A 24,604-nucleotide genomic window follows, 5' to 3' on the forward strand; every position below is an offset into this window, starting at 1 on the left:
TCCCGGTCCCTCAGACGTCGATCTTGGACAGCCGGCGGATGAAGAAGAAGCCCAGCCCGTAGAGGACGAAGGCGACCACGACCGCGAGCTGGCCGAGGAAGGAGGACGTCATGCGGTCGATGGCACCGGGGGCGATGCGGTTCATCAGCAGCAGGGTGCCGACGCCGAGGAGCGGGACGACGTAGGCGGTGACGGTGACCTGGGAGAGCTGGGTGCGGACCTCGCGACGGGTCTCCTTGCGCTCCTCCAGTGTCGTGGTGAGGTTGCGCAGCGAGCCGACGACGGTGCCGCCGGCGCGGTTCGAGAGGACGAGGGTGGTGACGAGGACGACCAGTTCGCGGGAGGGCAGGCGTTCGGCGAGTTCACCGAGGGCCTCGTCGATGGAGTGGCCGACGGCGAGCTTGGCCGCCACCTTGGCCAGTTCCTCGCCGGCCGGGGCCTCCAGTTCCTCGGCCGCCATCCCCAGGGCCGTGCGCAGCGCCAGCCCGGCCTGGGTGGCGTTGGCCAGGATCCGGGAGAGTTCGGGGAGCTGGTTGATGAACCTCTCGATGCGTTTCTGGCGCTGCCAGTTGAGGAACGCGAAGGCCGCCCAGATCGCGACCAGCGCGGCGATCGGCCCGAAGAAGGGGGCCAGGACGGCATGCGCGACCAGCCAGAGGGCCACGACCGCGACGAGCATGCCGACGAAGAACTCGCCCGGGGTGACGTCCAGGCCGGTGGCGGCCAGCCGGAGTTCCAGGCGGCGGCCGAAGCGGGTGCCGCGCAGGGCCCGGTCCACGGACGGGAAGCGGCGGCGTTTCCCGGTCGCCGGCAGCCCGTGCTCGTCGGCGAGGCGGTCGACGACGGCCTGGCGCTGGGCCCGCCCGGCCGCGTAGCTGCGGACGCCGGCGACGGCGAGCACCGCGCACAGCAGCGCGGCCCCGATGGTGAGCTGGACGAGGGGGCTCGTGGAGGACGTGATCGGCCCCCCGGCGGCGGTGGTCAGGGCCCAGCCGGTCATGAGGTGGCCTTCCGGGTGGCGAGTTGGTCGTCGGTGGCCGCCACGCCGAAGGCGGGCGGGGTGGGTTCGCTCGCCATGAAGAGGCGCTCGGCCACCCGTCGGGGCAGCGGGAAGTAGCGGAAGCGGCCGTGCACGATCCGGTCGGCGCCCATGGGTTCGGCGTCGAACCGGCAGACCGTCGCGATCCGGTAGTCCTCGTGGCCGCGCGAGTCGAGGATGGCGATCTCGCTGATCCGGCGGGAGCCGTCGGCGTGCCGGGTGAGCTGGACGATGCAGTCGACGGCGCTGTTGATCTGGTCCCGCAGCGCCTCGAAGGGGATCTTCACGTCCGACATGGAGGCCAGCGTCTGCAGCCGCATCAGGGCGTCCTCGGCGCTGTTGGCGTGCACGGTGGCGAGCGAGCCGTCGTGGCCGGTGGACATCGCCTGGAGCATGTCGAGGGTCTCCCCGCCGCGCACCTCGCCGACGATGATGCGGTCGGGGCGCATGCGCAGGGAGTTGCGTACGAGGTCGCGGATGGTGATCCGGCCCTTGCCCTCCACGTTGGGCGGCCGGGCCTCCAGCCGGATGACGTGGGTCTGCTGGAGCTGGAGTTCGGCGGCGTCCTCGACGGTGATGATCCGCTCGCCCTCCGGGATGAGGCCGGAGAGGGCGTTGAGCAGGGTGGTCTTGCCGGCGCCGGTGGCACCGGAGACCACCACGTTGAACTTGGCGCGCACCAGCCCTGCCAGCAGCATCAGCATCTGCTCGTCGAGCGTGCCCCGGCCGATGAGTTCGGCGAGGGTGTAGGCGCGCGGGAAGCGGCGGATGGTGAGCGTGGCGCCGTTCAGGGCGAGCGGCGGGATGATGACGTTGACGCGCTCCCCGGAGGGGAGGCGGGCGTCGACCATCGGATTGGACTCGTCGACGCGGCGGTTGACGGTGGAGACGATCCGCTCGATGGTCTGCATCAGCTGTTCGTGCGAGGCGAAGCGGACCGGGACGAGCTCGACCCGGCCTGCGCGTTCGACATAGACCTGGTCGGGCCCGTTGACCATGATCTCGGTGATCGAGGCGTCTTCCAGCAGCGGTTCCAGCACGCCCAGGCCCAGCGCCTCGTCGACCACCCGGCGGATCAGCTGGGCCCGTTCGGCGGTGGAGAGCACCGGGCCCTCGCGGCTGATGATGTGGCCGAGGACGCGCTCCAGCCGGGACCGGCGCTCGGCCGCGGCCAGCGAGGACATCTCGGCGAGGTCGATCTCCTCCAGCAGCTTGGCGCGGTAGGTGGCGACCAGGTGACTGTCGTGGCGCGGCTCACCGGCCGGCTCGGGCGCGACGATCCGGGCTTTCAGACTCATCGCGGGGGTGCTCCTTCGTACGGGCTCGCTGCTGCCGCGCCCTGCGGGTCGGCGGGGCGGGGCATGGTGGCGCTGCGGCTGGCGGAGCCGAAGTCGTCGACGCCGGGGATGATCGAGGGGATGGTGACGCGTGCGGTCGCGCTGACCGCGTCGCCGCCCTCGCTGACGGAGATGGTCGCGCGGTCCGCGACCCAGCCGCTCATCGCGGCCCGGCCGGCGGACCGCGGATCGGTCTCCCGGTCGGCCCGGTCCATCGAGGCGGTACGGGCCGCGGCGCGCGCGCCGGTGCCGGCCTGCTGGACGGTGTAGGCCGCCAGGCCGAGCTGGACCACGGCCAGCGCGACGACCAGGAGGATCGGCAGGAAGCCGAGGAACTCGATGGAGGCCTGGCCTCGGTCGCGGCCGTGGCGGAGCCTTGGGGCGGGACCGCGGAGCCCTCCGGGGGCCCCGGCGGCACGACGACGGGGCACGGTTCCGGAGCGGCGAACCGTCCTCATCGGCTGTCCTCCTTCGCGGCGCCGGCCGAGCCGGTGAGGTGCCCCGGGAAGCTGGCCAGGCCGGGGAAGAGCACCGGGACGCTGATCCGGACGGTGGCCTTCCACAGGCCGGCCTCGGTGGTGCAGGAGGCCGAGGAACCCCCCTGCCAGGCGGGCGGCAGCTGGTCCACGGCGGCGGTACGGCAGGCGCCGGCGCCGCCGTCCCGGGTGGCGGTGGCCGCCCGCGCGCCCCGGTCGGCGGCGTGCGCGGCGAGCGAGTAGCTGTACCCGACCAGCACGAACTGCCAGAGCAGCACCAGGACCAGCAGGATCAGCGGCAGCAGTCCCAGGAACTCCACGGAGACCTGTCCGCGGTCGTCGCCGCCCAGTGGGCGCCGCACCGCTCAGCCCTCCTCGTACGGGCCGGCCGGGTCGAACGGCCCGGGCCCGCCGGCCGCCGTCGCCTGCCCCCGCCGGACGCCGAACCGTCCGGCGCCCGACCCCGGTACCGACCCCGACGCGGCCCCGGAGGCCGCGCCCGGACCCGTCCCGGAACCGGAAGCCGCCCCCGTGGTGAGCGCCTTGCGCTTGCGCCCCGTCAGCGACGGACGCGCCCGGTGGCTGCCCCGGCCCTGCCGCGCGGCCGGTGACTCGACCAGCCCCAGCTCACCGGCGAGCGCCCAGAGCGCCTGCTTGACCGTCGACCGGGCGTCCAGGTCCTGTATCCGGCCGGCGTCCACACACGGCTGGAGTTCCTTGTACGCCGCCGGGACGTGCGCCCGGGCCGTGCGGGTGCCGGTGGCCTTGGCGACCACCGGCGGCTGGATCTCGGTGCTGCGGGTGAGCCGGTTGACGACCGTGGTGGTGTCCTCGGCCTTGCGGATCTGCAGCCGGTCCCACAGCCGCACCTGCCGCTTGGCGGCCCGTACGGCGACCACGTCCGGGGTGGTCACCAGCAGGGCGACGTCGGCGAGTTCGACGGCCGCGGCGTTCGCCGACTGCATCTGGGAGCCGCAGTCGACCACCACGACCTCGTAGCGGGAGCGCAGCGCGCCGAGGATCTGCCGGGCGGCCCGGTCGTCGACCTCCTCGCCGCGCTCGCCCTCCTCCGGCGCCAGCAGCAGCGCCAGGCCGGTGTGGTGGTCGTGCACCGCGTCCTGGAGGACCCGTACTGACAGGTCCTGGATGCCGGCCAGGTCGACGACCGAGCGGCGGAACTGGACGTCCAGGTAGGAGGCGACGTCCCCGGACTGCAGGTCGAGGTCCACCAGCGCGACGCTGCGGCCCGCGGCCCGGGCGGCCAGCGCGAGCTGGACGGCGGCGACGGTGGTGCCGACGCCGCCCTTGGCGCCGGTCACGGTCACCAGCCGGCCGGCCGGTCCGGGCCGGGCCTCCGGGTTTCCCCCCAGGTGCACCCGTACGCCGGCGGCCCACTGGGCGGCGGCCTGCACCCGGGCGGCCAACTCGTCGTAGCCCAGCGGCAGTCCGACGACGCCCCGGGCGCCGGCGTCCATCGCCGCGGAGAACAGCGCGGGCCCGGCGTCGGTGGTGATCAGTACGACGCCGACGGCGGGGAAGCGGAGCGCGATCTCGCGGATCAGCTCCAGCGCCGGTGCCGGCCCGATCCGCTCATGGACCAGGACGACCTCGGGCAGCGCCTCGACGGCGGGGCCCGGGCCGGTGTCCACGGCGGGCTGCGCCGCGGCCCCGGCCAGGGCGTCGAGCAGTGCGGTGCCGTCGGCGACCACGGGCGCCGGTTCGGCGTCCGGCAGCTGGTTGAGCAGCGAGGTCACCGCGCGGGCGGCGTCCGGGTCGCCGATCGCCGGGAGGATGCGGATGGTCACCTGGGCCTCCGGGTCACTTGTCGCCGTCGAGGGTGTAGGTGCGCTGGCTCGGCGGGATGGTGGCCTCGCTGCCGGGCGCGAGCAGCGCCAGCCGTACGTGGGAGGCGAACGACTCGGCGTACGCGACCCGCTGGGCGTCCTGGGTGTTGAGCGCGAAGGTGATCGGCACGGCCTCGCCGGCCTGCCGGTTGGCCGCGTTCGTGTCGCCGGGGTCCTTGGCCTCCAGGGGCGTCAGCTTGCCGACGTCGATGACCTGGGCGGCGGACACGATCACCTTGGAGACCGGCTTGTCCTCGGGGCGCTTGCCCTCGAAGGTGGCGTAGATGTTCACCCGGGCGCCGGGGTTGATCTTGCCGGCCACGCCGGTCGCGGCGTCGATCATGATGGCGATCTCCTGCTGCCCGGCCTTCAGCGCCGGCCGCTCGACGATCATGTCGTCCTGGAGCAGCGACCCCTTCTTCAGCGGGGTCACCGCGATCTTGCCGCTGACCTGGTCCAGATCGGTCACGGCGGTGGGCGGCAGCCAGCGCTGCGGCATCTTCACCTTCTCGAACTGCCCCGGATCCAGCGCTTTATAGGCCGCGACGTCCGTCTTCAACCGGTACGCGGTCTTCTCGGGACCGACCTTGGACTCGACGTTCCTGATCACCGACAGCACGCCGACGAACGCGCCGACCGCACAGAGAACCGACAGGAGCAGCAGGATCACTCCGCGGCGCTGGCGTGAGTTCATGGGGGAGGGACCTCGATCGGGACGGGGGTGGGGCGGGAAGGGGGCGGGGACGAGGACGGGACGGTCGGGTCGGCGGGGCGGTTCGGTGGGCGGTTCGAGGGTTGCCGGATCGGCCGGTGTCAGCGGGCGCGGGCCACCGTCCGTGGGGCACCGGGGGTTCCGGGAACGTTCGGTGTGTCCGGTTCACCGGCGAAGTCGGGGTGGCCGGGGAGGTACCGGCGGCCGGGGGCGGAGCGCGGGACGTCGGTCGCGTACGGATTGCCCGGGACGGGGCGGCCGGACCCGTAGGGGTTCCCCGGAACTCCCGCCCCGGGGACGCCGTTCGGGAGCTCCGGCCCGCGGACGTCCACCTGCCCCGGCGCGCGCCAACCGGCGGGCGGACCACCGTATCCGTCCGTCACCCCCGGCCCGCCGGGCACGCCCGACGGCGCCACCGGTGCCAGTCCCCGCTCGGCCCAGGGCACGGACGGCGGCGGACCGGACTGCGGTGCCGGGCCGGAAGGCGGCGTGGTGGACGGCGGGGCGGACGGGGCGCGGGAAGGGTCGGCGGCGGGGGCCGGCTCCGCGGGCGCCTCCGCCGCGGGTCCCGGGGCCGCGGGCGACTCGCCGGCCGGGCCGGGGGCCGGGAGCGACTGCGGGCCGGGGCCCGGGGCCGGGAGCTGGTCCGCCGCCGGGTGCGGGGCGTTCGCCGTCCCGGCGCCGGTCTCCGCTCCCGGCCCGGCTATGGCCGCGGGGCCGCGCCCGGCGGGGCCGCCGCCTCGCGCCGCCCGGTCCCTGGCCAGCGGTGCCGTGCAGAACGCGCACCGGTCGCCCAGCACTTCCAGCCCGCACCAGCCGCACTCCTCGCGCCGTACCGACGCGACCAGTTGGCACAGGACCGCCGGGTCCGGGATGCCCGCGGCGAATTCGATCAGCTTCTGGGTGCCCCACCAGCGTGCGGACTCGGCGGGCAGCCGCACCTCGTACGCCCCCTGCACCTGCCAGGCCGGGGCGAGGGTGCCGGTGACCCAGTCCGCGGTGAGCTGCCCGCGGGCCACGGCGAGTTCGGTGGCGAATCCGGGCGGCCGCAGTCCGGCCTCGGTGGCGTGCCGGTCCAGGTGCACCAACTGCGGTGCGGGGTGGGCCAGGACGGCGAAGTGGGCGCCCGGCAACCAGGACTTCACATGGGCGCGCAGATCGACCTCGATGTGGTCCAGCCCGGTGACACTGCCCAGCAGGGCACCGGCATGGATGTAATGGCTCAGCAGCCGGGCCGCGCTGGCCAGGACACCGGGGCTGAAGTCGTACAGGGACAACTGCCGCAGCTGACGGGCCAGCAGGGCGACGCCCAGCGGCGGCAGGGACACCGGGACGATGGCGATCCGGTCGCTCTCCAGGACGGCGCGGAGGGTGTGCAGCCGCCGGATGTGCTCGGGCGGGCAGGCGGAGGAGTACAGCACGACCAGATGGCCGTGGTGTTCCAGCACCGCGCTGGTCTCCGTCAGGGCGTCGTCCAGGGGCGTCAGGTGCGGGGCGGGCAGGACGACGGCAGCGGGTACCTGCCGGTTGGTGGGGGCACTCCCCCAGCTACCGCCGGGGGCACCCCCACCCTGCTCGAACGAAGTGGAGAGCAGGGGGGACGGCAGCGTGAGGTCAGGGCTGGTGACTGCAATCGCGGTCGGCACGTCGCTCCCCCACTCCCTCCGGCCGCCGGGGGTCCCGGGACCGCGGATCGGCACAGCTCTGCGCCATCGGCGCCATACGCTCAGCACTTTATCCACAGAGATACGTCCCGGAGAACACGTTCTGGGCTACTCGTCTTGACCATCGCGACGGTCGAAGTGACCACCGCCGCCATGACCCACCCGATGACCTTCGCGATGACCACCGGCCGGCGGCAAACCCCGCATACGGACTCGAACGGCGAGAACGGCAACTCCCGTTTCCGGCACGGCCCTTGACAGGAGCATTGGTCTGGACCACGTTGTACGGCACGCACACACAGGGGCCCCTGAGCGCGCATCCGTACCACCCGTCTCACTTCCCCCACTCCCCCCACGGAGGCAGTCGTGGTTCGCGCACGATCAGATGCGGTTCGCGCCCGGTCAGGCTCTCGCGGCACCCGGCCAGGGTTCGTTGGCGCCCGGTCAGGTCCGGACGTACGCAAGGTCAGGAGGAGGCTGCTCGCCGGGCTGGCCGCCGCGGTGCTGACCTCGGGCGGCCTCGTCGCCGCCGGCACGGCCCAGGCCATGGAGGAGCACCCGGCCGCCGCCCCGGCCGCCCGCTTTGCGGCGCACCCCGCCGCCGTCCCGGCCCACGCCCTCACCGGCTACTGGCAGAACTTCAACAACGGCGCCACGGTGCAGAAACTCAAGGACGTCGACGACGCCTACGACATCATCGCGGTGTCGTTCGCCGACGCCACCGACCGGCCCGGGGCCATCACCTTCCACCTCGACCCGGCCGTCGGCTACGGCTCCGTGGACGACTTCAAGGCGGACATCAAGGCCAAGCAGGCGGCCGGCAAGTCCGTGATCATCTCGGTCGGCGGCGAGAAGGGGGCGATCTCGGTCAACGACGACGCCTCCGCCAAGAACTTCGCCGACTCGGTCGACACGCTCATGGACGAGTACGGCTTCGACGGCGTCGACATCGACCTGGAGAACGGCCTCAACGCGACGTACATGACCCAGGCCCTGAAGGCCGTGCACGCCGTGCACGGCGACGTCGTGGTGACCATGGCCCCGCAGACCGTCGACATGCAGTCACCCCAGAACGAGTACTTCAAGACGGCGCTCGGCATCAAGGACTTCCTGACCGCCGTCAACATGCAGTACTACAACAGCGGTTCCATGAACGGCTGTGACGGCAAGGTGTACGCCCAGGGCTCGGTGGACTTCCTGACCTCGCTCGCCTGCATCCAGCTCGAGAACGGCCTGGACCCGTCGCAGGTCGGCATCGGCGTCCCGGCGTCCGACCGCGCGGCCGGCAGCGGCCACGTCGCCCCGTCCGTCGTCAACGACGCACTCGACTGCCTGACCAAGGGCACGGGCTGCGGCTCGTTCAAGCCGTCGAAGCAGTACCCGGGGCTGCGCGGCGCGATGACCTGGTCGACCAACTGGGACGCCGCCAGCGGCAACGAGTTCGCCCACCAGGTGGGCGCCCACGTCCACGGCCTCCCGTAGGGAGGGCCGCCGGAAAGTGCTGCCAGGTCCCGCGCACACCGTGCACGGGACCTGGCTCCGCTCCGTTCCGTCAGCGCCTGCGGCAGATCACCTCCGCACGCCCGCCGGCTTCGGCAACGCACAGCCCGCCGCGCTCAGGTCCAGCTTGTTCCCGGCGCCGAAGCACTTCGGGATCCCGTAGGTCTCCTCGGCGTAGTTGGTGCCCTGGTGCACCGTGACGTTGCCGTTCTCGTCGACCTCGCACGGGTTGTTGACGGTGCACTTCTCGCCGTCCTCATTGCCCGTGTTGTTGATCGCCGCGACCTTGCCCGTCGTGGTGTCGACCACCGGCGAACCGGACGTGCCGCCTATGGTCTTGCACTCGGGGGTGTAACGGACCGAGTCCTTCCAGGTCCAGTCGCCCTCCTTGAGGGTGGGCACGAACCCGTCGATGCTGCAGGTGTAGATCTTCTTCCAGTATCCGGAGACCACACTGATCCCGGCACCCTTGGCCGGGTGCTCGGTGGCGAGTTCCAGCGGCTTGATCCCGTACTTCTGCTCGATCTGGGCGTATGTGGAGCCGGTCTGGTAGATCGTGACGTCGGTGTCGGTCATCGTCGCGTAGGCGACCTTGGTGGCCCTGATCGTGCCCACGCCGCGCGCCGACTTGTCGAGAAGGGTGAAGCTGCGGCGGGACGGCTGGTCGACGATCACCTCGCCCGGGCCGGGCATACCACTTTCCAGACAGTGGCCGTTGGACATCACCAGGGCCGGGTCGTTCGCCTGCGAGGTGGGCATCCGCACCACCGAGCCGGAGCAGTTGCTCAGCGCCACGGTGCCGGCGAAGTTCACCGCCTTGGTCCTGTACTGCCCGTGGTGCGACGCCGCCCGCTCGGGCGCGGCCTGCGCCGTTGGGACGGTGCCCACCAGGGCTGCGGCTCCCAGCACGGCCGTGGCCAGGGTGCCGACGAGAGGTCTGTTCATGTGGGGGTCCTCTCAGCTCTGTCACCGAGAGCCCGCACGAACCCTCGGTTTTGTCGTGCGCATTGTCAGCGCCACACCCCACCGGGGCAACCAATCCGCCGAAATCGATGGGAAGTTGACGGACATCGCAGCCGCCCCGGGCCCTTCCACCCCCGCCACATCTGGCCGTCCCGCACCTTGACCCGCCCATGCCAACCCCAAAACACTGGCGGCGTCGCTTCGCCTCACACCCCACAGGAGACCGCATGCGACCACGGATACGCGGCGGACGGTCGACCGTCCTCGCCGCGCTGCTCTCCCTCGCGCTCGCCGCCCCGATCACCGCCGCGCAGGCCCTGGACTCTCCGGCCGGGGCCGCCGCCGGTGCCACGGCGCCGGGTGGCGCGGACCGGACCAACCCCGACCGGCAGCCCCATCAGTACGAGGTGACCGGGCCGGCCACACCGGCGGCCCGTACCGCGCTCGCGGCGACCGGTGTCAGCATCGACGAGGTGCACGCCCGGTCGGTCGTCATCACGGCCGACCGGACCCAGGCCGGCACCCTGCGACAACTCGGTTATCAGGTACGGCAGTTGCCCGACCTGCCGACGGCCCGTCCGGCCGCTCCGGGTACCCGCGTCAAGGACTTCCCGGCCGGCTACACCGGCTACCACACCTACGCCGAGGCCACGAAGGAGATCGACACGCTCGTCGCCAAGTACCCGGCGATCCTGTCCAAGCAAGTCATCGGCAGGTCCCACGAGGGCCGCAACATCCTCGCCCTCAAGCTCAGCAAGAACGTCACCAAGGACGAGAACGAACCCGAGGTCCTCTTCACGGCCCACCAGCACGCCCGGGAACACCTCACCGTGGAGATGGCCCTCTACCTCCTGGGCGAGTTGACCTCGAAGTACGGTTCGGATCCGCGCGTCACGAAGATCCTTGATTCCCGCGAGATCTGGATCGTGCCGGACCTGAACCCGGACGGCGGCGCGTACGACATCGCCTCCGGCAGGTTCCGGATGTGGCGGAAGAACCGGCAGCCCAACGCCGGGACCAGCGAGGTCGGCACCGACCTCAACCGCAACTGGGCCTTCAAGTGGGGCTGCTGCGACGGCTCCTCCGACGACCCGGCCGACGAGACCTACCGCGGCCCCTCCGCCGCCTCCGCCCCCGAGGTGCAGGTGGTATCGAAGTTCGTCCGCAGCCGCGTGGTCGGCGGCAAGCAGCAGATCAAGGCCGCCATCGACTTCCACACCTACAGCGAACTCGTGCTGTGGCCGCAGGGCTTCACCCACGACCCCACCGGCCCCGGCATGACCCAGGACGAGCACGACACCTTCGCCACCCTCGGCAAGAAGATGGCCGCCACCAACGGCTACACCCCCGAGCAGTCAAGCGAGCTCTACATCACCGACGGCTCCATCGACGACTGGCTGTGGGGGGACCAGAAGGTCTTCGCGTACACCTTCGAGATGTATCCGTCCTCGGGCCACGGCGGTTTCTATCCGAAGGACTCGGTGATCGCGAAGGAGACCGCACGCAATCGTGAGGCGGTGCTCCAGCTGCTGGAGACCGCGGACTGCGTGTACCGCGTGATCGGCAAGGAAGGGCAGTACTGCAAGGGCAGGTGAGCCGGAACACGCACGGAAGGCACGGGCCGCCGCGGCGCCGCGGGGATGCCGGGATGCGGCGGCCCGTGCCCTCACACCACCAGGCTCACCAGGGCCGCCATCGCGAACCCCGCGACCGACAGGACGGATTCCAGCACCGTCCAGGTCTTCAGCGTGTCGCGTTCGGTGATGCCGAAGTACTTGCTGACCATCCAGAAGCCACCGTCGTTCACGTGCGAGGCGAAGATCGAGCCCGCCGAGATCGCCATGATGACGAGTGCGGTGAAGGGCTGCGAGTGGTGGCCCGCCTCGATCAGCGGCCAGACGATGCCGGCCGTGGTGACGATGGCGACGGTCGCCGAGCCCTGGGCCACGCGCAGGACCAGGGAGATCAGGTACGAAAGGACGATCACCGGCAGGCCGATGCCCTTGAAGGTGTCGGAGAGGGCCTGGGCGATGCCGCTGCCCTTGAGGACCGCGCCGAAGATCCCGCCCGCGCCGACGACCAGCAGGATGTTGCCGACCGGCTTCAGGGAGGCGGTGGACACCGTCTCCAGGGACGTGCGGGACCAGCCGCGGCGGATGCCGAGCAGGTAGTACGCGAGCAGCAGCGCGAGGGTCAGGGCGACGAAGGGGTGGCCGAAGAACTCGATGACCGAGCGGCCGGTGGAAGGGCCGAAGGCGATCGAGGAGAAGGTGGCCAGCAGGATGAGCACCAGCGGCGTGCCGATGATGGCGAAGACGGTGCCGAGCGGGACCGGCTTCTCCGTCGGTGTGACGCCGGACTTCCGCTGTTCCTCGGTGAGCGCGGCCTTCGCCTCCTGTGCGGCCTCGACCATGTCCTGCGGTACGGGCACGAAGATCCGCCTGCCGATCCAGGCGGCCCAGCCCCAGGCGGCGAGCACGGCGGGGATGCCGCAGACGATGCCCATGAGGATGACCCAGCCGAGGTCGACGTGGAGCAGGCCCGCCGCCGCCACCGGGCCCGGGTGCGGGGGCAGGAAGGCGTGGGTCATGGACAGGCCGGCGAGCAGCGGCATGCAGTAGAGGACGATCGACCTGCCACCCCGCTTGGCGGCCGCGTAGACGATCGGTGCGAGGACGAAGATGCCGACGTCGAAGAAGACCGGGATGCCGAAGATCAGGCCGGTCAGGCCCATGGCGAGCGGCGCCCGCCGTTCGCCGAAGAGGCGGAGCAGGCGGGCGGCCAGCACCTCGGCGCCGCCGGAGACTTCGAGCACCGCCCCGAGCATGGTGCCGAGGCCGATGATGATCGCGACGTGGCCGAGGGTGCCGCCCATGCCGGACTCGATGAGCGAGACGGCGTCGGACTTCTGGACGGTGCCGAAGAGTTCGGTGACGGAGAGGCCGGCGCCGAGGCCGACGGCTGTCGAGACCGCCAGGAGGGCCACGAACGGCTGGAGCCTGACCTTGATGATCAGGACGAGCAGCAGCACGATGCCGAGCGCGGCGACGGTCAGCAGTCCGGCGGTGCCGCCGAGGAGCGGGAGGATGCCGCCGGTGTGGGGTGGGGCGGGGGTCGGCGCGGGGGCGGCCGCGGCGAGGGAAGACAGGGCCATGAGGGGGGACCTCGTAATTCCATGAGTCTTTCTCGGTGGGCAGGGGGGATCGCGGCACGGCGCACCGGGAGGGGCGCCGAACCGTGACGATCTACGAACTGCGGGGCGAGCAAAGGGAGTTGAGCCGGTCGGTCGGCTCAGCTCAGGACGGCGAGGGCGTCGATCTCGATGAGCAGGCCCTGGGGCAGGCCGACGTAGACGGTCGTGCGGGCGGCCGGGGCCTCCTTCAGGCCCTGCTCCTCGAAGTACTGGTTGTAGATCTCGTTCATCTCGGCGAAGTGGTCGGTGTCCGTGAGGTAGACGCGCATCATCATCACGTCGTCCCAGGTGGCGCCGCCCTCTTCGAGGATCGCCTTGACGTTCGCGAAGGTCTGCAGGGTCTGCTCGCGCAGGGTCGGGCCGGCCGGGGTGGGGGCCTGGCCCGGGGCCGCGGGGAGGAAACCGACCTGGCCCGCGACCTGCAGGATGTTGCCCTTCTTCACACCGTGGGAGAACTTCGCGGGCGGGGTGGTGTGGGTGGCCGGGGTGAGGGCGGTCTTCTCGCTCATGCTCATGCTTCCTTGGTCGGTGGACTGCCGGAGTACTCCCGGCTGATGGCGTCGGCGGTGCGGCGCACCAGGGGGAGCAGGGTGAGGAGTTCCTCGGCGGAGACGACGACGTTCGGCGCGGAGACCGACATGGCGGCGACGACGCGCCCGTCCGTGCCGCGGACGGGAGCCGCGACGCAGTTGATGGACTCCTCGTGGCCACCGAGGTCGGTGGCCCAGCCCTGTTCGCGGACCTTGGCCAGTTCGGCGAGGAAGGCCGTGGCGTCGGGGGTCGAACGGGCCGTGTAGCGGGGGTAGTCGAGCGTCGCGGCGAGGGTGCGGCGCTCGGCTTCCGGAAGGTCGGCGAGGAGCAGTTTGGCGACCGCGGCGACGGTGATCGCGACGGGCTTGCCGATCCGGGAGTACATCCGGACCGGGTAGCGGCTCTCGACCTTGTCGATGTAGAGGACCTCGTTCTCCTCGTGGACAGCGAGGTGGACCGTGTGCCCGCACTTCTCGTTGAGTTCGACGAGGTGCGGGTGGGCGATCTCGCGTACGTCGAGGTTCTCGACGGCCTCCTGGGCGAGCGCGAAGAGGCGGGCACCGAGGCGGTAGCGCTGGTCGGCCTGCCGGTGGACCAGGCCGTGTTCGTGGAGGGTGCGCAGCAGCCGGAGGGCGGTGGACTTGTGCACGCCGAGCCGGTCGGCGACCTGGCCGAGGTCGGCGGGTCCTTCGGCGAGCAGCGGCAGGATGCTGAGCGCGCGGTCGACGGTCTGGCTCATGGGCTCGGTACCTCCTCGGCGGCCCTGCGGTCGGCTGCGACGGTCCAGCCGGGGCCGAGGTGCAGTTTCCCCCAGGCGGCGTCGTCGAGCGCGGCCAGCCCGTCGGCGAGGGCCCGGCCGGGCGGGGCCGCGAGGTCGCCGGGGACGGTGAGGGCGGCGGCGGCGAAGAGGTGGCCGTATCGGGCCCGGGCGCGCAGCGGCAGGCCGCGGAGGGTGGCGGAGAGGAATCCGGCGGCGAACGCGTCGCCGGCGCCGACGGCGGCCACGACCTCGACGTCGAGCGCGCGGACGGTGGTGGCGGTGGCACCGTCCGGGCCCCCGTCGTGGAAGACGACGGCCCCTTCCGCACCCCGCTTGACCACCAGGACCTCCGGCTCGGGCAGGGCCGCGCGGATCGCCCGGCTGCCGGTGAGGCCCCAGGCGTCCCGGGCCTCGTCCTCACCGACGAAGACCAGGTCGGCCCCGCGCGCGAGGTCGAGCAGGACCCGCGGGCCGAGGGGGGTACCTCCCTGTTCATGGGGGCGCCCCCGCTCGGACGAAGTCGAGAGTGGGGGCGGAGCCGAGAGCTTGGGGGAGCCGCGCCACAGGCCGGGCCGGTGGTTGACGTCGAACGAGACGAGGGGGCGGCGGCCGGGGCGGCGCGCGGTCAGGGTGCGCAGCAGGTCGAGGCAGTCGGTGGACAGGGCCGCGGTGATGCCGGAGAGGTGCAGGATGCGGCCGTCCTGGAGGGCGCCGGTGTCCAGGGTGGTCACGGACATGGCGGAGGCCGCGGAACCGGCGCGGTAGTAGGCGACCTCGTGGGCGTCGGTGGCGCGGTCGCCGGCGGTGCGGAAGTAGATGCCGGTGGGGCGGGCCGGGTCGCGGCGCACCGCGGAGGTGTCGACGCCGTAGCCGGCGATGGTCGCCACGAGGTGGTCGCCGAAGCCGTCGGCGCCGACCCGGCTGACCCACTTCGTGCGGTGGCCGGCGGCGGCGAGCATGCAGGCGACGTTGGACTCCGCACCGCCGATGGCGCGGTGGAAGGAGGGGACGTCGGCGAGCCGTCCGGGCCGGCCGGGCAGGAAGGTGACCATGGACTCGCCGAGGCAGACGACGTCGGCGGCCGGGGCGGGGGTGCCGTCCGGGCCGTGGGTGCCGCTGCCGTCCGGGGTCGCGGTCACGATCGTGTGCACTCCTTCGCTGGGCTTGTCCGGGCGGGCCGTGCGTGGCCCGCCGGCACCGGAGGGTCTTCCCGACGATGTCTGCAACTTCCTGCGGTTTCCTGCGGTTTCCCGCCGTGTTTCCCACCATTGACCGGGCGATGGCCCGGATGTTAGACAGCTGCCAGCGATATGCGCAATGGTCGTTGCAGAGCATGCAACACGATCTTTGAGGAGGCCCCATGACGGGGGAGCGGCTCGCGCAGGGACTTGCGGAACTCGCCGACGAACGCGTCGACCACCGCTTCAAGGGGCTTCCCCCGGACGCCGAGGGGCTGACCGTCGGCGAGCTGGCCGCCGAGCGCCGCAACCTCTTCGACGGCGGGTTCACCACCCCCGTCCTGGCCCTCTCCGCGGAGGCCGTCGAGCACAACCTGGCCGCCCTGGAGACCTATTCCACCCGGCACGGCCTGGCCTTCGCCCCGCACGGCAAGACCTGTATGGCCCCCCAGCTCTTCGCCCGCCAACTGGAGCACGGCGCCTGGGGCATCACCGCGGCCGTCCCGCACCAGGCCCGGGTCTACCGCACGTACGGCATCCAGCGGATCTTCCTGGCCAACGAGCTGGTGGACGCCGCCGCGCTGCGCTGGCTGGCCGGTGAGCTGGCCGCCGACCCCGACTTCCGCTTCGTCTGCTACGTCGACTCGCTGCCCGGCATCGCGCTGATGGACACCGCGCTGCGGGAGGCCGGCGCCACCCGCCCGGTCGACGTGGTCATCGAACTGGGCGCGGGCGAGGGCGCCCGCACCGGCGTCCGTACCGAGGCCGAGTGCCTCGAACTCGCCGACGCCATCGCGGGCGTGGACACCCTCCGGCTGGTGGGCGTCGCCGGGTACGAGGGCGAGGTGCCGGACGCCGACGGCGAGCGGGTGCGCGCCTGGCTGCGCCGGCTGGTGGCACTGGCCGTGGAGTTCGACAAGGCCGGCCGGTTCGCCGATCTGGACCGGATCATCGTCAGCGCCGGCGGCAGCGCCTGGTTCGACGCGGTCGCCGAGGTCTTCGAGGAGATCCCCGCGCTGTCGGCGCCGGTCCTGAAGCTGCTGCGCTCGGGCGCGTACGTCTCGCACGACGACGGCCACTACCGCCGGCTGACCCCCTTCAACCGCGTCCCGGAGGAGGGCGATCTGCAGCCCGCCTTCCGGCTGTGGGCGCAGGTCGTCTCCCGCCCCACGCCCGGCCAGGCGTTCCTCAACGCGGGCAAGCGCGACGCGGCCCACGACCTGGACCTGCCGCGGGCCCAGGTCGTGCGGTCCGGCCGGGACGGCACCGAGCGGCCGGCGGACGGGATCACCGTCACCGGGCTGTCCGACCAGCACGCCTGGCTGGCGACGGAACGTGCCGGTGACGTCGAGGTCGGCGACTGGGTCGGGCTGGGGCTGTCCCACCCGTGCACGTCGTTCGACAAGTGGCAGCTGATCCCGCTCGTCGAACGGGACGGCACGGTCGTCGACTTCGTCCGCACCTTCTTCTGATCGCCCGCGTCCGCCCGGGCTCTGCTTCTCCCCTTCCGCCCTCCCCAAGAGGACCCGCCATGGACCTGGTCATCCGCGACGTACGCGTCCTCGACGGCACCGGCGGCGCCTCCTACCGGGCGGATGTCGCGCTCGACGGCGGCCGGATCACCGCCGTCGTGCGCGAGGGCACCGGCCGCCGCCCCGCCGCCCGCCGCACCCTGGACGCCGGCGGCCTCGCCCTCTCCCCCGGCTTCATCGACATGCACGCCCACAGCGACCTGGCGCTGCTGCGCGACCCGGCGCACGAGGCCAAGACCGCCCAGGGCGTCACTCTCGAAGTCCTCGGCCAGGACGGCCTGTCGTACGCGCCGGTCGACGACCGCACCCTCGCCCAGGTCCGCCAGGCCATCACCGGCTGGAACGGCGGCGGCCCCGGGGACACCTCCCTCGACTTCGACTGGCGGACGGTCGGCGGCTACCTCGACCGCCTGGACCGCGGCTTCAACGGAGAGGGCATCGCGGTCAACGCCGCCTACCTCGTCCCGCAGGGCACGGTCCGGATGTACGCGGTCGGCTGGGACGACCGGGACCCGACCCCGGCCGAGCTCGACCACATGAAGCGCCTGGTCGCTTCAGGCCTGGAACAGGGCGCCGTCGGCATGTCGTCCGGCCTCACCTACACCCCCGGCATGTACGCCAAGGACGCCGAACTCACCGAACTGTGCCGGGTGGTGGCCGCGTACGACGGCTACTACTGTCCCCACCACCGCAGTTACGGGGCGGGCGCCCTGGCCGCGTACCAGGAGATGGTCGACCTCACGCGCACCGCCGGCTGCGCCCTCCACCTCGCCCACACCACCATGAACTTCGGGGTGAACCAGGGCCGGGCCGCCGACCTCCTCGCCCTCCTCGACGACGCGATCGCCGCGGGCGCGGACATCAGCCTCGACACCTATCCGTACACCCCCGGCTCCACCACTCTCGTGGCGATGCTGCCCAGTTGGGCCAATGAGGGCGGCCCGGATGCCACCCTCGCCCGGCTCCGCGACGACGGGACCGCCGAACGCATCCGCCACCACATCGAGGAGCTCGGCTCCGACGGCTGCCACGGCGTACCGATCGCCTGGGACACCATCGAGATCTCCGGCGTCGCCGACCCCGCCCTCGCCCCCTGCGTCGGCAAGACGGTCGCGCAGGCCGCCGCCGCACGCGGCGAGACCCCCTGGGCCACCGCCCGCGCCCTCCTCCTCGACGACCGTCTCGGCCCGACGATCCTCCAGCACGTCGGCCACGAGGAGAACGTCCGCGCGATCATGAAGCACCCGGTGCACACCGGCGGCAGCGACGGCATCCTCCAGGGCGACAAGCCGCACCCGCGCGCGTACGGCACCTTCCCGCACTACCTCGGCCACTACGTCCGCGAACTGGGCGTGCTGTCCCTGGAGGAGTGCGTGGCCCATCTGACGGGCCGACCGGCGGCCCGGCTGCGGCTGCCCGACCGCGGGCTGATCCGCGAGGGACACCGCGCCGACCTGGTCCTCTTCGACCCGGACACGGTGGCGGCGGGCTCGACGTTCGAGGCCCCGCGCGCGCTGCCCGTCGGCATCCCGCACGTCCTGATCGACGGCCGCTTCGTCATCGAGGACGGCCGCCGGACGGACGTCCTCGCGGGACGGGCGGTGCGGCGCGGCACCCCTTAAGGCGCCTCGGACCGGCCCCGCTCCCGGAGGGCGGCCAGCACGAGGTCGGTCAGCTCCTGGGCGTTGTTGGTGAGCGAGGCGCCGAGGGCCGCGGCTCGTTCCTCGCGCTCCGGGGACCGGCGGATGGTGAAGAAGACCACCGGTCCGTCGTACTGCCCGTCCTCCTTGAGGCGGTCCACCATGGCGAAGCCCTCGGTGTGGTCCCGCCCCCTGCTGATGTCGGAGATCAGCAGGTCGGGGGTGCGGGTCCGGACGGCCTGAACGGCGTCGGCGCTGTTCTCCACATGCCTCACCTGCACCCCGAGCCCCTCCAGCACCGTGCGCACCACGGCCTTGCGGTCCGGCTGGTCGTCGACCCACAGGGCGTCCAGCGGCGGTGCCTGGTACCCGCGGCCCTGCTGCGGATACCCGCCCTGCTGCGTCTGCGGCGGATACGCGGGCTCCTGCACCGGCTGCGGGTAGCCGCCCTGCGGCCCCGGCACCGGGTACCCGGACTGCCCGTACGGGGAGGCGGGCTGCTGCCGGGCCGCCGGTGCCGGCTGCGGCGGCACCCCGTATGCCTGCTGCTGCCCGTAGCCGCCCACCCCCGCGTACGGGTCCTCGCCCGGCCAGGCCAGCGGCGGGCCGAACCCGGTGGCGTAGCCGTCCGCGCGGCCGTCCGGCAGGCTCTGCCACATGGGCGCCCACTCCCGGGACATCCGGGTCGGCTCGCCGCCCGCTCCCTGCGGGCCCTCGCGCAGCCGTTGCAGCAGCCGGTCCGCGTCCGGGCGGGCGGTCAGCTCGTCGACCAGCGAGGTGAACGCCGGGTTGACCACCAACGCGGGGAATTCCGTGGGGAGTTGACGCTCCAGCGCGGTCAGCACCGCCTCACCCGACCCTCCGAGCGGGTCCGGCGCCAGCAGGTCGTACGAGGAGAGGAAGGTCCGTACCCGCGTGAGTTGGTGGTCCGGGGGCGGGGCCGCGGCCGAGGCCAGCAGCGTGCGCCGCACCTCGCGGTAGGTGCGGAACTCGGCCACCACATCGCCGTCCACCGTGCCGGACGGGCCGGTCATCATCCGGTAGAAGTCGGGATAGAAGTACTGCAGCAGCAGCGTCCTGACCACCGCGTCGGGGCCGAAGTCCCGCCAGACCGGGTTCAGGGTCGCTTCCAGGACGAAGCCGTTGACCAGGCGCTTGATCCGGCGCGGGTTGCGGTCCGAGCGCTGGACCAGCAGATCCACCAGGGCGTCGTCGAGCAGCGGCTCGATGCCCGCGGTCCGGGCGCACCACCGGATGTAGTCCTTGACCCCGTGGTTGTCGGGGGCCGGGATCCGGTAACTGGTCTGGAAGATCTTCTCCATGAACGCCGAGCCGGCCGGCGACAGGTCACGCAGCAGCCCGTTGGGCCCCAGCGCCGACCGGTCGCAGCCGATCATGAAGGCCAGCCCCGGCACGTCCAGATAGACCTTCACCGCCTCGCAGACCGCGAGCACCGTCTCCTCCGAGCAGCGGTCGAGGTCGTCGATGAAGACCACCAGGAGCCGGCGCGGCCGGTTCTCGGTGTTCTGTGACCACTCCTGCACCAGCTCGCCGATCGCCCCGCGCATCTCGTTGCGCGCCTGGGAGTCGACCGAGAGGCTCTTCCACAGCTCGTCGACGAGACCGGCCACCCCGAGCGGCCCGGCGACGACCGTGGTCAGCGCCCGGGCCGCCCGCAGCAGGGCGCGCCGCTCGCTGACCCGCGCCAGGCCGCGGCGCAGCACCCGCCGGTCGAAGCGCATCAGGACGGACTTGATCAGCCCCTCCAGCGCGTCGGCGCCGGTCGAGGTCCAGGCGTTGTACCAGACCGTGTGGACATCGGGGGCGAGCGCCAGGTCCGCGTCGACCAGCCGCATCAGGCTGCTCTTGCCCATGCCCCAGCCGGCGTCGACGGCGAGGGTGAAGGGGGTGGACGCGCGGGAGGCGACGAGCAGGCCGGCGAGCTGGCGGGCGGCGCGTCCGGCGCCGAGCAGATCCGCGCCGGACTCGGCCACCGGCTCGTCGTTGAGCAGTGCGAACGGCCCGTGCGGCAAAGGCGCGGTCAGGGCTGAGGGTGCGGGCGCGGCGGGGACGGGCGCGGCGGGAGGTAACGGAGCCGAGGTGGGCATGCGCCCGGAGCGTACCGGGGCGGCCGTGCCCCCGCGCACCCCGCCGCGAAATCAGCAGCGACCCGGCCGGCCTACCCTGTCGGCCGGCCGGGTCGGGAGCGGCGTCCACCCTCCGGCCATCACGGCGCGTGAGGAAACACACACCCTGGGCTGATCAACGTGGGGAAAAACACCGGGCGGGCGGCGAAACACGCCCGTAAGGTGGCGGACATGCAGGTGATCCAGTCAACGAAGCTCGCCAACGTCTGCTACGAAATCCGTGGCCCGGTGCTCGAGGAGGCCATGCGGCTGGAGGCGGCGGGTCACCGCATCCTCAAGCTGAACACCGGCAACCCGGCGGCGTTCGGCTTCGAGTGCCCGCCCGAGATCCTGGAGGACATCCTCCGCACGGTCGGGACGGCGCACGGCTACGGCGACGCGAAGGGCCTGCTGTCCGCCCGCCGCGCGGTGATGCAGCACTACCAGACCAAGGGCATCGAGCTCTCCGTCGACGACATCTACCTGGGCAACGGCGTCTCCGAGCTGATCCAGATGTCGATGCAGGCGCTGCTGGACGACGGCGACGAGGTGCTGGTGCCGGCCCCGGACTACCCGCTGTGGACCGCGTCGGTCTCCCTGTCCGGCGGCACCGCCGTGCACTACCGCTGCGACGAGCAAGCCGACTGGATGCCGGACCTGGCCGACATCGAGCGGAGGGTCACCGACCGCACCAAGGCCATCGTCGTCATCAACCCCAACAACCCCACGGGCGCCGTGTACGACGACGCGCTGCTCCAGGGCATCGCGGAGATCGCCCGGCGGCACAACCTGATCGTCTGCGCCGACGAGATCTACGACAAGATCCTCTTCGACGGGGTCACCCACACCCCGTTCGCCGCGCTCGCCCCGGACCTGCTGACGCTGACCTTCAACGGCCTGTCCAAGGCGTACCGGGTCGCCGGCTACCGCAGCGGCTGGCTGGCGGTGTGCGGCCCGAAGGCGCACGCCTCCTCGTACATCGAGGGGCTGACGATCCTCGCCAACATGCGGCTGTGCGCCAACATGCCGGCCCAGCACGCGGTCGCCACGGCGCTCGGCGGCCGGCAGTCGATCAACGATCTGGTGCTGCCCGGCGGCCGGCTGCTGGAGCAGCGCGACACCGCGCACGAGCTGCTGACGCAGATCCCGGGGGTCAGCTGCGTGAAGCCGAAGGGCGCGCTGTACGCCTTCCCGCGGCTGGACCCCAAGGTGTACAAGATCAAGGACGACCGGCAGATGGTGCTGGACCTGCTGCGCGCCGAGAAGATCATGATCGTGCACGGCACCGGCTTCAACTGGCCCGAGCCGGATCACTTCCGGCTGGTCACCCTGCCCAGCAAGGACGACCTGGCGGACGCGGTGACCCGGATCGGCACCTTCCTCGACGGTTACGGACAGTACTGAGCCGGGCCGACTTCTATACGACCCACAACTTTAGACAGCGTCTAAGCTAGGATGGCTTCCTGGACTTTTTTCAGGAGGCCGTCCCATGTACGAACCGATCCGCACCAAGTCGGTCCACACCATGGCCGCCGCCCCGGAGTTCCCGCACCGCTCCCGCGAGGAGGAGCTGGACATCCGGCTCGCCGGACAGCTGACCGCACTGCTCACCGTCACCGACGAGCTGCACGCCCTGGCGCGGCGCCCCGACGCCCGCCCTGCCGGCGCCCCCGGCACCGGGCCGGCCCTGGACGCCGCCGCGCTGGCCGACGCCGCCGAGCGCATCGCCGAGCAGGTCGCGCGGCTGAGCGGCGGCCACTACCCGCTGCGCGCCGAACCCTCGGACGCCGGCAGCCCGTCCCGCGCCGCGGCACTCCAGCAGCGCGCCCGCACCCTGGCGGGCAACGCCCTGGCGGTCGCCACGTCCCGGGGTGACACCACGGTCATCGCCCTGGCGGCCGAGCGCATGGAGGCCCACTCGGAGCCGGTGCGCGACCTCGCCAGGACCTGAGCCGGCGTGAGGCGGCCGGTTCACTCCACCGGCCCATCGACCCCGACCCACTTCACGGCCGCCCCGCTACGGCCTCCGCCCGTTCGAACAAGGCATGGGCCCCGCACCATCGGTGCGGGGCCCATGCCGGATGCCCGGCGGCAGCGGCGACGGTCAGCCGAGCCGCTTCACCAGCGCGCGGTATTCGTCCCACAGCTCCTTCGGCGTGTGGTCACCGAAGGTGTTGAGGTGCTCGGGGACCAGCGCCGCCTCCTCGCGCCACACGTCCTTGTCAACGGTGAGCAGGAAGTCGAGGTCGGACTCGGACAGGTCCAGGCCGTTCGTGTCCAGCGAGCCCTTGGCCGGCAGCACGCCGATCGGGGTCTCGACGCCCTCGGCCTTGCCCTCCAGCCGCTCCACGATCCACTTCAGGACGCGGGCGTTCTCACCGAAGCCCGGCCAGACGAACTTGCCCTCGTCGTTCTTGCGGAACCAGTTGACGTAGTAGATCTTCGGCAGCTTGGACTGGTCCTTGTCCTTGGCGACGTCGACCCAGTGGCCCATGTAGTCGCCCATGTTGTAGCCGCAGAACGGCAGCATCGCGAACGGGTCGCGGCGCAGCTCGCCGACCTTGCCCTCGGCGGCGGCGGTCTTCTCGGAGGCCACGTTGGCACCGAGGAAGACGCCGTGGTTCCAGTCGAAGGACTCGGTCACGAGCGGCACCGCGCTGGCGCGCCGGCCGCCGAAGAGGATCGCCGAGATCGGCACGCCCTTGGGGTCCTCCCACTCCGGCGCGATGATCGGGCACTGCGAGGCGGGGGTGGTGAAGCGGGCGTTGGGGTGCGCGGCGGGCTCGGCGGAGTCCGGGGTCCAGTCGCGGCCCTTCCAGTCCGTCAGGTGGGCCGGGGACTCCTGCGTCATGCCCTCCCACCACACATCGCCGTCGTCCGTCAGCGCCACGTTGGTGAAGACGGAGTTGCCCCACAGGGTCTTCATGGCGTTGGCGTTGGTGTGCTCGCCGGTGCCGGGCGCGACGCCGAAGAAGCCGGCCTCGGGGTTGATCGCGTACAGGCGGCCGTCCTCGCCGAAGCGCATCCAGGCGATGTCGTCGCCGATGGTCTCGACCGTCCAGCCGGAGATCGTGGGCTCCAGCATGGCGAGGTTGGTCTTGCCGCAGGCGGACGGGAAGGCGGCGGCCACGTACTTCGGCTCACCCTGCGGCGGGGTCAGCTTGAGGATCAGCATGTGCTCGGCCAGCCAGCCCTCGTCGCGGGCCATCACCGACGCGATGCGCAGCGCGTAGCACTTCTTGCCGAGCAGGGCGTTGCCGCCGTAGCCGGAACCGTAGGACCAGATCTCGCGGGCCTCGGGGAAGTGCGAGATGTACTTGGTGGAGTTGCACGGCCACGGAACGTCGGCCTCGCCCTCCGCCAGCGGGGCGCCGAGGGTGTGCACCGCCTTGACGAAGAAGCCGTCCTCGCCGAGCTCGTCGAGCACCGGCTGTCCCATGCGCGTCATGGTGCGCATGGAGACCGCGACGTACGCGGAGTCGGTGATCTCCACACCGAGGGCGGACAGCGGCGAGCCCAGCGGGCCCATGCAGAACGGAACGACGTACATCGTCCGGCCCCTCATCGAGCCGCGGAAGATGCCGCCCTCACCGCCCGCGCCGGTGAAGATCTCCCGCATCTCGGCGGGGGCCTTCCAGTGGTTGGTCGGGCCGGCGTCCGCCTCCTTCTCGGAGCAGATGAAGGTGCGGTCCTCGACGCGGGCCACGTCCGAGGGGTCGGAGGCGGCGTAGTACGAGTTGGGGCGCTTGATCGGGTCGAGCTTCTTGAACGTGCCCTTGTCGACGAGCTCCTCACACAGACGCTCGTACTCCGCCTCCGAGCCGTCACACCAGACGACCCGCTCGGGCTGGGTGATCGCTGCAATTTCGTCGACCCAGGCGATGAGGCCCTGGTGACGGGTCGGGACGGTGGGAGCCGCGTTGTCGCGCGCCACGATCGCTCCTAGATGAGGGTGTGGACGGATATATGCCCGGTGTGCCGGGAAAATCCGCTTCTTTTGGTTGTTGCCCCTTGGGGGCCGCGACCCGGATGCTTCGTGACCGCTCATCCGGTGCCGTCCGCACTCATTTGATCATCCGACCCGAATACCGATCTGTCCAGAGGGCGCC

At 72.0% G+C, this 24,604-nt stretch carries 21 protein-coding genes; 7 read left to right on the plus strand and 14 right to left on the minus strand.

Features of this window, described 5'->3' with window-relative positions:
• Nucleotides 1–10: 10 nt before the first annotated feature.
• The 7 genes from IG62_RS0112110 to IG62_RS0112140 form a co-directional block, all read right to left on the minus strand.
• Nucleotides 11–1,000 (minus strand): type II secretion system F family protein, encoded by a 990-nt coding sequence (locus tag IG62_RS0112110; RefSeq protein WP_051797965.1) that lies wholly within the window; start codon nt 998–1,000, stop codon nt 11–13.
• Nucleotides 997–2,337 carry a CpaF family protein gene (locus IG62_RS0112115; protein WP_030800896.1) on the minus strand — a complete coding sequence of 447 codons (1,341 nt, stop codon included), beginning with the start codon at nt 2,335–2,337 and terminating at the stop codon, nt 997–999. The genes IG62_RS0112110 and IG62_RS0112115 overlap by 4 nt, the downstream gene beginning before the upstream one ends.
• Nucleotides 2,334–2,834 carry a TadE family protein gene (locus IG62_RS0112120; RefSeq protein WP_030800898.1) on the minus strand — a complete coding sequence of 167 codons (501 nt, stop codon included), beginning with the start codon at nt 2,832–2,834 and terminating at the stop codon, nt 2,334–2,336. Before IG62_RS0112120 ends, IG62_RS0112115 begins: the two co-directional genes overlap by 4 nt.
• A complete protein-coding gene (locus IG62_RS48575; RefSeq protein WP_030800900.1) occupies nt 2,831–3,214 on the minus strand; it encodes a TadE/TadG family type IV pilus assembly protein in 384 nt (127 codons plus the stop codon). Before IG62_RS48575 ends, IG62_RS0112120 begins: the two co-directional genes overlap by 4 nt.
• A 3-nt stretch (nt 3,215–3,217) precedes the next feature.
• The gene (locus tag IG62_RS0112130; RefSeq protein ID WP_030800903.1) at nt 3,218–4,657 is read right to left on the minus strand and encodes an AAA family ATPase; all 1,440 of its coding nucleotides are present in this window, start codon (nt 4,655–4,657) and stop codon (nt 3,218–3,220) included.
• A 13-nt stretch (nt 4,658–4,670) separates the two neighbouring features.
• Nucleotides 4,671–5,390, minus strand: coding sequence for a Flp pilus assembly protein CpaB (gene cpaB, locus IG62_RS0112135; protein WP_030800905.1), 720 nt, complete (start codon nt 5,388–5,390; stop codon nt 4,671–4,673).
• Nucleotides 5,391–5,509: 119 nt separating this feature from the next.
• A complete protein-coding gene (locus IG62_RS0112140; RefSeq protein WP_030800908.1) occupies nt 5,510–7,054 on the minus strand; it encodes a hypothetical protein in 1,545 nt (514 codons plus the stop codon).
• Nucleotides 7,055–7,189: 135 nt separating this feature from the next.
• Between IG62_RS0112140 and IG62_RS47180 the strand changes: the two genes are divergently transcribed.
• Both IG62_RS47180 and IG62_RS0112150 read left to right on the plus strand, forming a co-directional pair.
• Nucleotides 7,190–7,330, plus strand: coding sequence for a hypothetical protein (locus tag IG62_RS47180; RefSeq protein WP_158795035.1), 141 nt, complete (start codon nt 7,190–7,192; stop codon nt 7,328–7,330).
• A 219-nt stretch (nt 7,331–7,549) separates the two neighbouring features.
• On the plus strand, nt 7,550–8,554 hold the full coding sequence (locus IG62_RS0112150) for a glycosyl hydrolase family 18 protein (protein WP_030800910.1): 1,005 nt from the start codon (nt 7,550–7,552) through the stop codon (nt 8,552–8,554).
• 87 nt (nt 8,555–8,641) lie between these two features.
• Here IG62_RS0112150 and IG62_RS0112155 read toward each other — a convergent pair whose 3' ends face one another.
• On the minus strand, nt 8,642–9,517 hold the full coding sequence (locus IG62_RS0112155; RefSeq protein ID WP_030800912.1) for a S1 family peptidase: 876 nt from the start codon (nt 9,515–9,517) through the stop codon (nt 8,642–8,644).
• A 245-nt stretch (nt 9,518–9,762) separates the two neighbouring features.
• On the opposite strand from IG62_RS0112155, the gene IG62_RS0112160 reads away from it, so the two are divergent.
• A complete protein-coding gene (locus IG62_RS0112160) occupies nt 9,763–11,130 on the plus strand; it encodes a M14 family metallopeptidase (RefSeq protein ID WP_030800915.1) in 1,368 nt (455 codons plus the stop codon).
• A gap of 71 nt (nt 11,131–11,201) precedes the next feature.
• Here the strand turns inward: IG62_RS0112160 and IG62_RS0112165 are convergent, their stop codons facing one another.
• The 4 genes from IG62_RS0112165 to IG62_RS0112180 form a co-directional block, all read right to left on the minus strand.
• Nucleotides 11,202–12,689, minus strand: coding sequence for a GntP family permease (locus IG62_RS0112165; protein WP_030800917.1), 1,488 nt, complete (start codon nt 12,687–12,689; stop codon nt 11,202–11,204).
• A 137-nt stretch (nt 12,690–12,826) separates the two neighbouring features.
• On the minus strand, nt 12,827–13,237 hold the full coding sequence (locus IG62_RS0112170; protein ID WP_030800919.1) for a RidA family protein: 411 nt from the start codon (nt 13,235–13,237) through the stop codon (nt 12,827–12,829).
• Between the two features lie 2 nt (nt 13,238–13,239).
• A complete protein-coding gene (locus IG62_RS0112175; protein ID WP_030800921.1) occupies nt 13,240–13,998 on the minus strand; it encodes an IclR family transcriptional regulator in 759 nt (252 codons plus the stop codon).
• Nucleotides 13,995–15,071, minus strand: coding sequence for a sugar kinase (locus IG62_RS0112180; protein ID WP_234326444.1), 1,077 nt, complete (start codon nt 15,069–15,071; stop codon nt 13,995–13,997). The genes IG62_RS0112175 and IG62_RS0112180 overlap by 4 nt, the downstream gene beginning before the upstream one ends.
• A gap of 308 nt (nt 15,072–15,379) precedes the next feature.
• Here IG62_RS0112180 and IG62_RS0112185 point away from each other — a divergent pair, with 308 nt between their 5' ends.
• On the plus strand, nt 15,380–16,669 hold the full coding sequence (locus IG62_RS0112185; protein ID WP_030800926.1) for an amino acid deaminase: 1,290 nt from the start codon (nt 15,380–15,382) through the stop codon (nt 16,667–16,669).
• 59 nt (nt 16,670–16,728) lie between these two features.
• A complete protein-coding gene (locus IG62_RS0112190; RefSeq protein ID WP_030800928.1) occupies nt 16,729–18,351 on the plus strand; it encodes an N-acyl-D-amino-acid deacylase family protein in 1,623 nt (540 codons plus the stop codon).
• On the opposite strand, the gene IG62_RS0112195 is transcribed toward IG62_RS0112190, so the two are convergent.
• Nucleotides 18,348–20,477 carry a P-loop NTPase fold protein gene (locus tag IG62_RS0112195; RefSeq protein ID WP_037838200.1) on the minus strand — a complete coding sequence of 710 codons (2,130 nt, stop codon included), beginning with the start codon at nt 20,475–20,477 and terminating at the stop codon, nt 18,348–18,350. The genes IG62_RS0112190 and IG62_RS0112195 overlap by 4 nt on opposite strands.
• 210 nt (nt 20,478–20,687) lie before the next feature.
• Between IG62_RS0112195 and IG62_RS0112200 the strand changes: the two genes are divergently transcribed.
• Together IG62_RS0112200 and IG62_RS0112205 are read left to right on the plus strand one after the other, a co-directional pair.
• The gene (locus IG62_RS0112200; RefSeq protein ID WP_030800930.1) at nt 20,688–21,899 is read left to right on the plus strand and encodes a pyridoxal phosphate-dependent aminotransferase; all 1,212 of its coding nucleotides are present in this window, start codon (nt 20,688–20,690) and stop codon (nt 21,897–21,899) included.
• Nucleotides 21,900–21,984: 85 nt separating this feature from the next.
• Nucleotides 21,985–22,446: a hypothetical protein gene (locus tag IG62_RS0112205; RefSeq protein ID WP_030800931.1), complete on the plus strand. Its 462-nt coding sequence runs from the start codon at nt 21,985–21,987 to the stop codon at nt 22,444–22,446.
• Between the two features lie 153 nt (nt 22,447–22,599).
• On the opposite strand, the gene IG62_RS0112210 is transcribed toward IG62_RS0112205, so the two are convergent.
• Complete coding sequence (locus IG62_RS0112210) at nt 22,600–24,429, minus strand: phosphoenolpyruvate carboxykinase (GTP) (protein WP_030800934.1); 1,830 nt, start codon at nt 24,427–24,429, stop codon at nt 22,600–22,602.
• Nucleotides 24,430–24,604 lie beyond the last annotated feature (175 nt).

It is taken from the genome of Streptomyces sp. NRRL S-337 (genome assembly GCF_000720175.1).
Lineage (GTDB): Bacteria > Actinomycetota > Actinomycetes > Streptomycetales > Streptomycetaceae > Streptomyces > Streptomyces siderophoricus.

What these genes read in the sequence shown, in the direction of transcription:
- IG62_RS0112110 (WP_051797965.1), bottom strand. Translation starts at nt 1,000, where the DNA reads ATGACCGGCTGGGCCCTGACCACCGCCGCCGGGGGGCCGATCACGTCC.
- IG62_RS0112115 (WP_030800896.1), bottom strand. Translation starts at nt 2,337, where the DNA reads ATGAGTCTGAAAGCCCGGATCGTCGCGCCCGAGCCGGCCGGTGAGCCG.
- IG62_RS0112120 (WP_030800898.1), bottom strand. Translation starts at nt 2,834, where the DNA reads ATGAGGACGGTTCGCCGCTCCGGAACCGTGCCCCGTCGTCGTGCCGCC.
- cpaB (WP_030800905.1), bottom strand. Translation starts at nt 5,390, where the DNA reads ATGAACTCACGCCAGCGCCGCGGAGTGATCCTGCTGCTCCTGTCGGTT.
- IG62_RS0112155 (WP_030800912.1), bottom strand. Translation starts at nt 9,517, where the DNA reads ATGAACAGACCTCTCGTCGGCACCCTGGCCACGGCCGTGCTGGGAGCC.
- IG62_RS0112160 (WP_030800915.1), top strand. Translation starts at nt 9,763, where the DNA reads ATGCGACCACGGATACGCGGCGGACGGTCGACCGTCCTCGCCGCGCTG.
- IG62_RS0112165 (WP_030800917.1), bottom strand. Translation starts at nt 12,689, where the DNA reads ATGGCCCTGTCTTCCCTCGCCGCGGCCGCCCCCGCGCCGACCCCCGCC.
- IG62_RS0112170 (WP_030800919.1), bottom strand. Translation starts at nt 13,237, where the DNA reads ATGAGCGAGAAGACCGCCCTCACCCCGGCCACCCACACCACCCCGCCC.
- IG62_RS0112175 (WP_030800921.1), bottom strand. Translation starts at nt 13,998, where the DNA reads ATGAGCCAGACCGTCGACCGCGCGCTCAGCATCCTGCCGCTGCTCGCC.
- IG62_RS0112180 (WP_234326444.1), bottom strand. Translation starts at nt 15,071, where the DNA reads ATGGTCACCTTCCTGCCCGGCCGGCCCGGACGGCTCGCCGACGTCCCC.
- IG62_RS0112185 (WP_030800926.1), top strand. Translation starts at nt 15,380, where the DNA reads ATGACGGGGGAGCGGCTCGCGCAGGGACTTGCGGAACTCGCCGACGAA.
- IG62_RS0112190 (WP_030800928.1), top strand. Translation starts at nt 16,729, where the DNA reads ATGGACCTGGTCATCCGCGACGTACGCGTCCTCGACGGCACCGGCGGC.
- IG62_RS0112195 (WP_037838200.1), bottom strand. Translation starts at nt 20,477, where the DNA reads ATGCCCACCTCGGCTCCGTTACCTCCCGCCGCGCCCGTCCCCGCCGCG.
- IG62_RS0112200 (WP_030800930.1), top strand. Translation starts at nt 20,688, where the DNA reads ATGCAGGTGATCCAGTCAACGAAGCTCGCCAACGTCTGCTACGAAATC.
- IG62_RS0112205 (WP_030800931.1), top strand. Translation starts at nt 21,985, where the DNA reads ATGTACGAACCGATCCGCACCAAGTCGGTCCACACCATGGCCGCCGCC.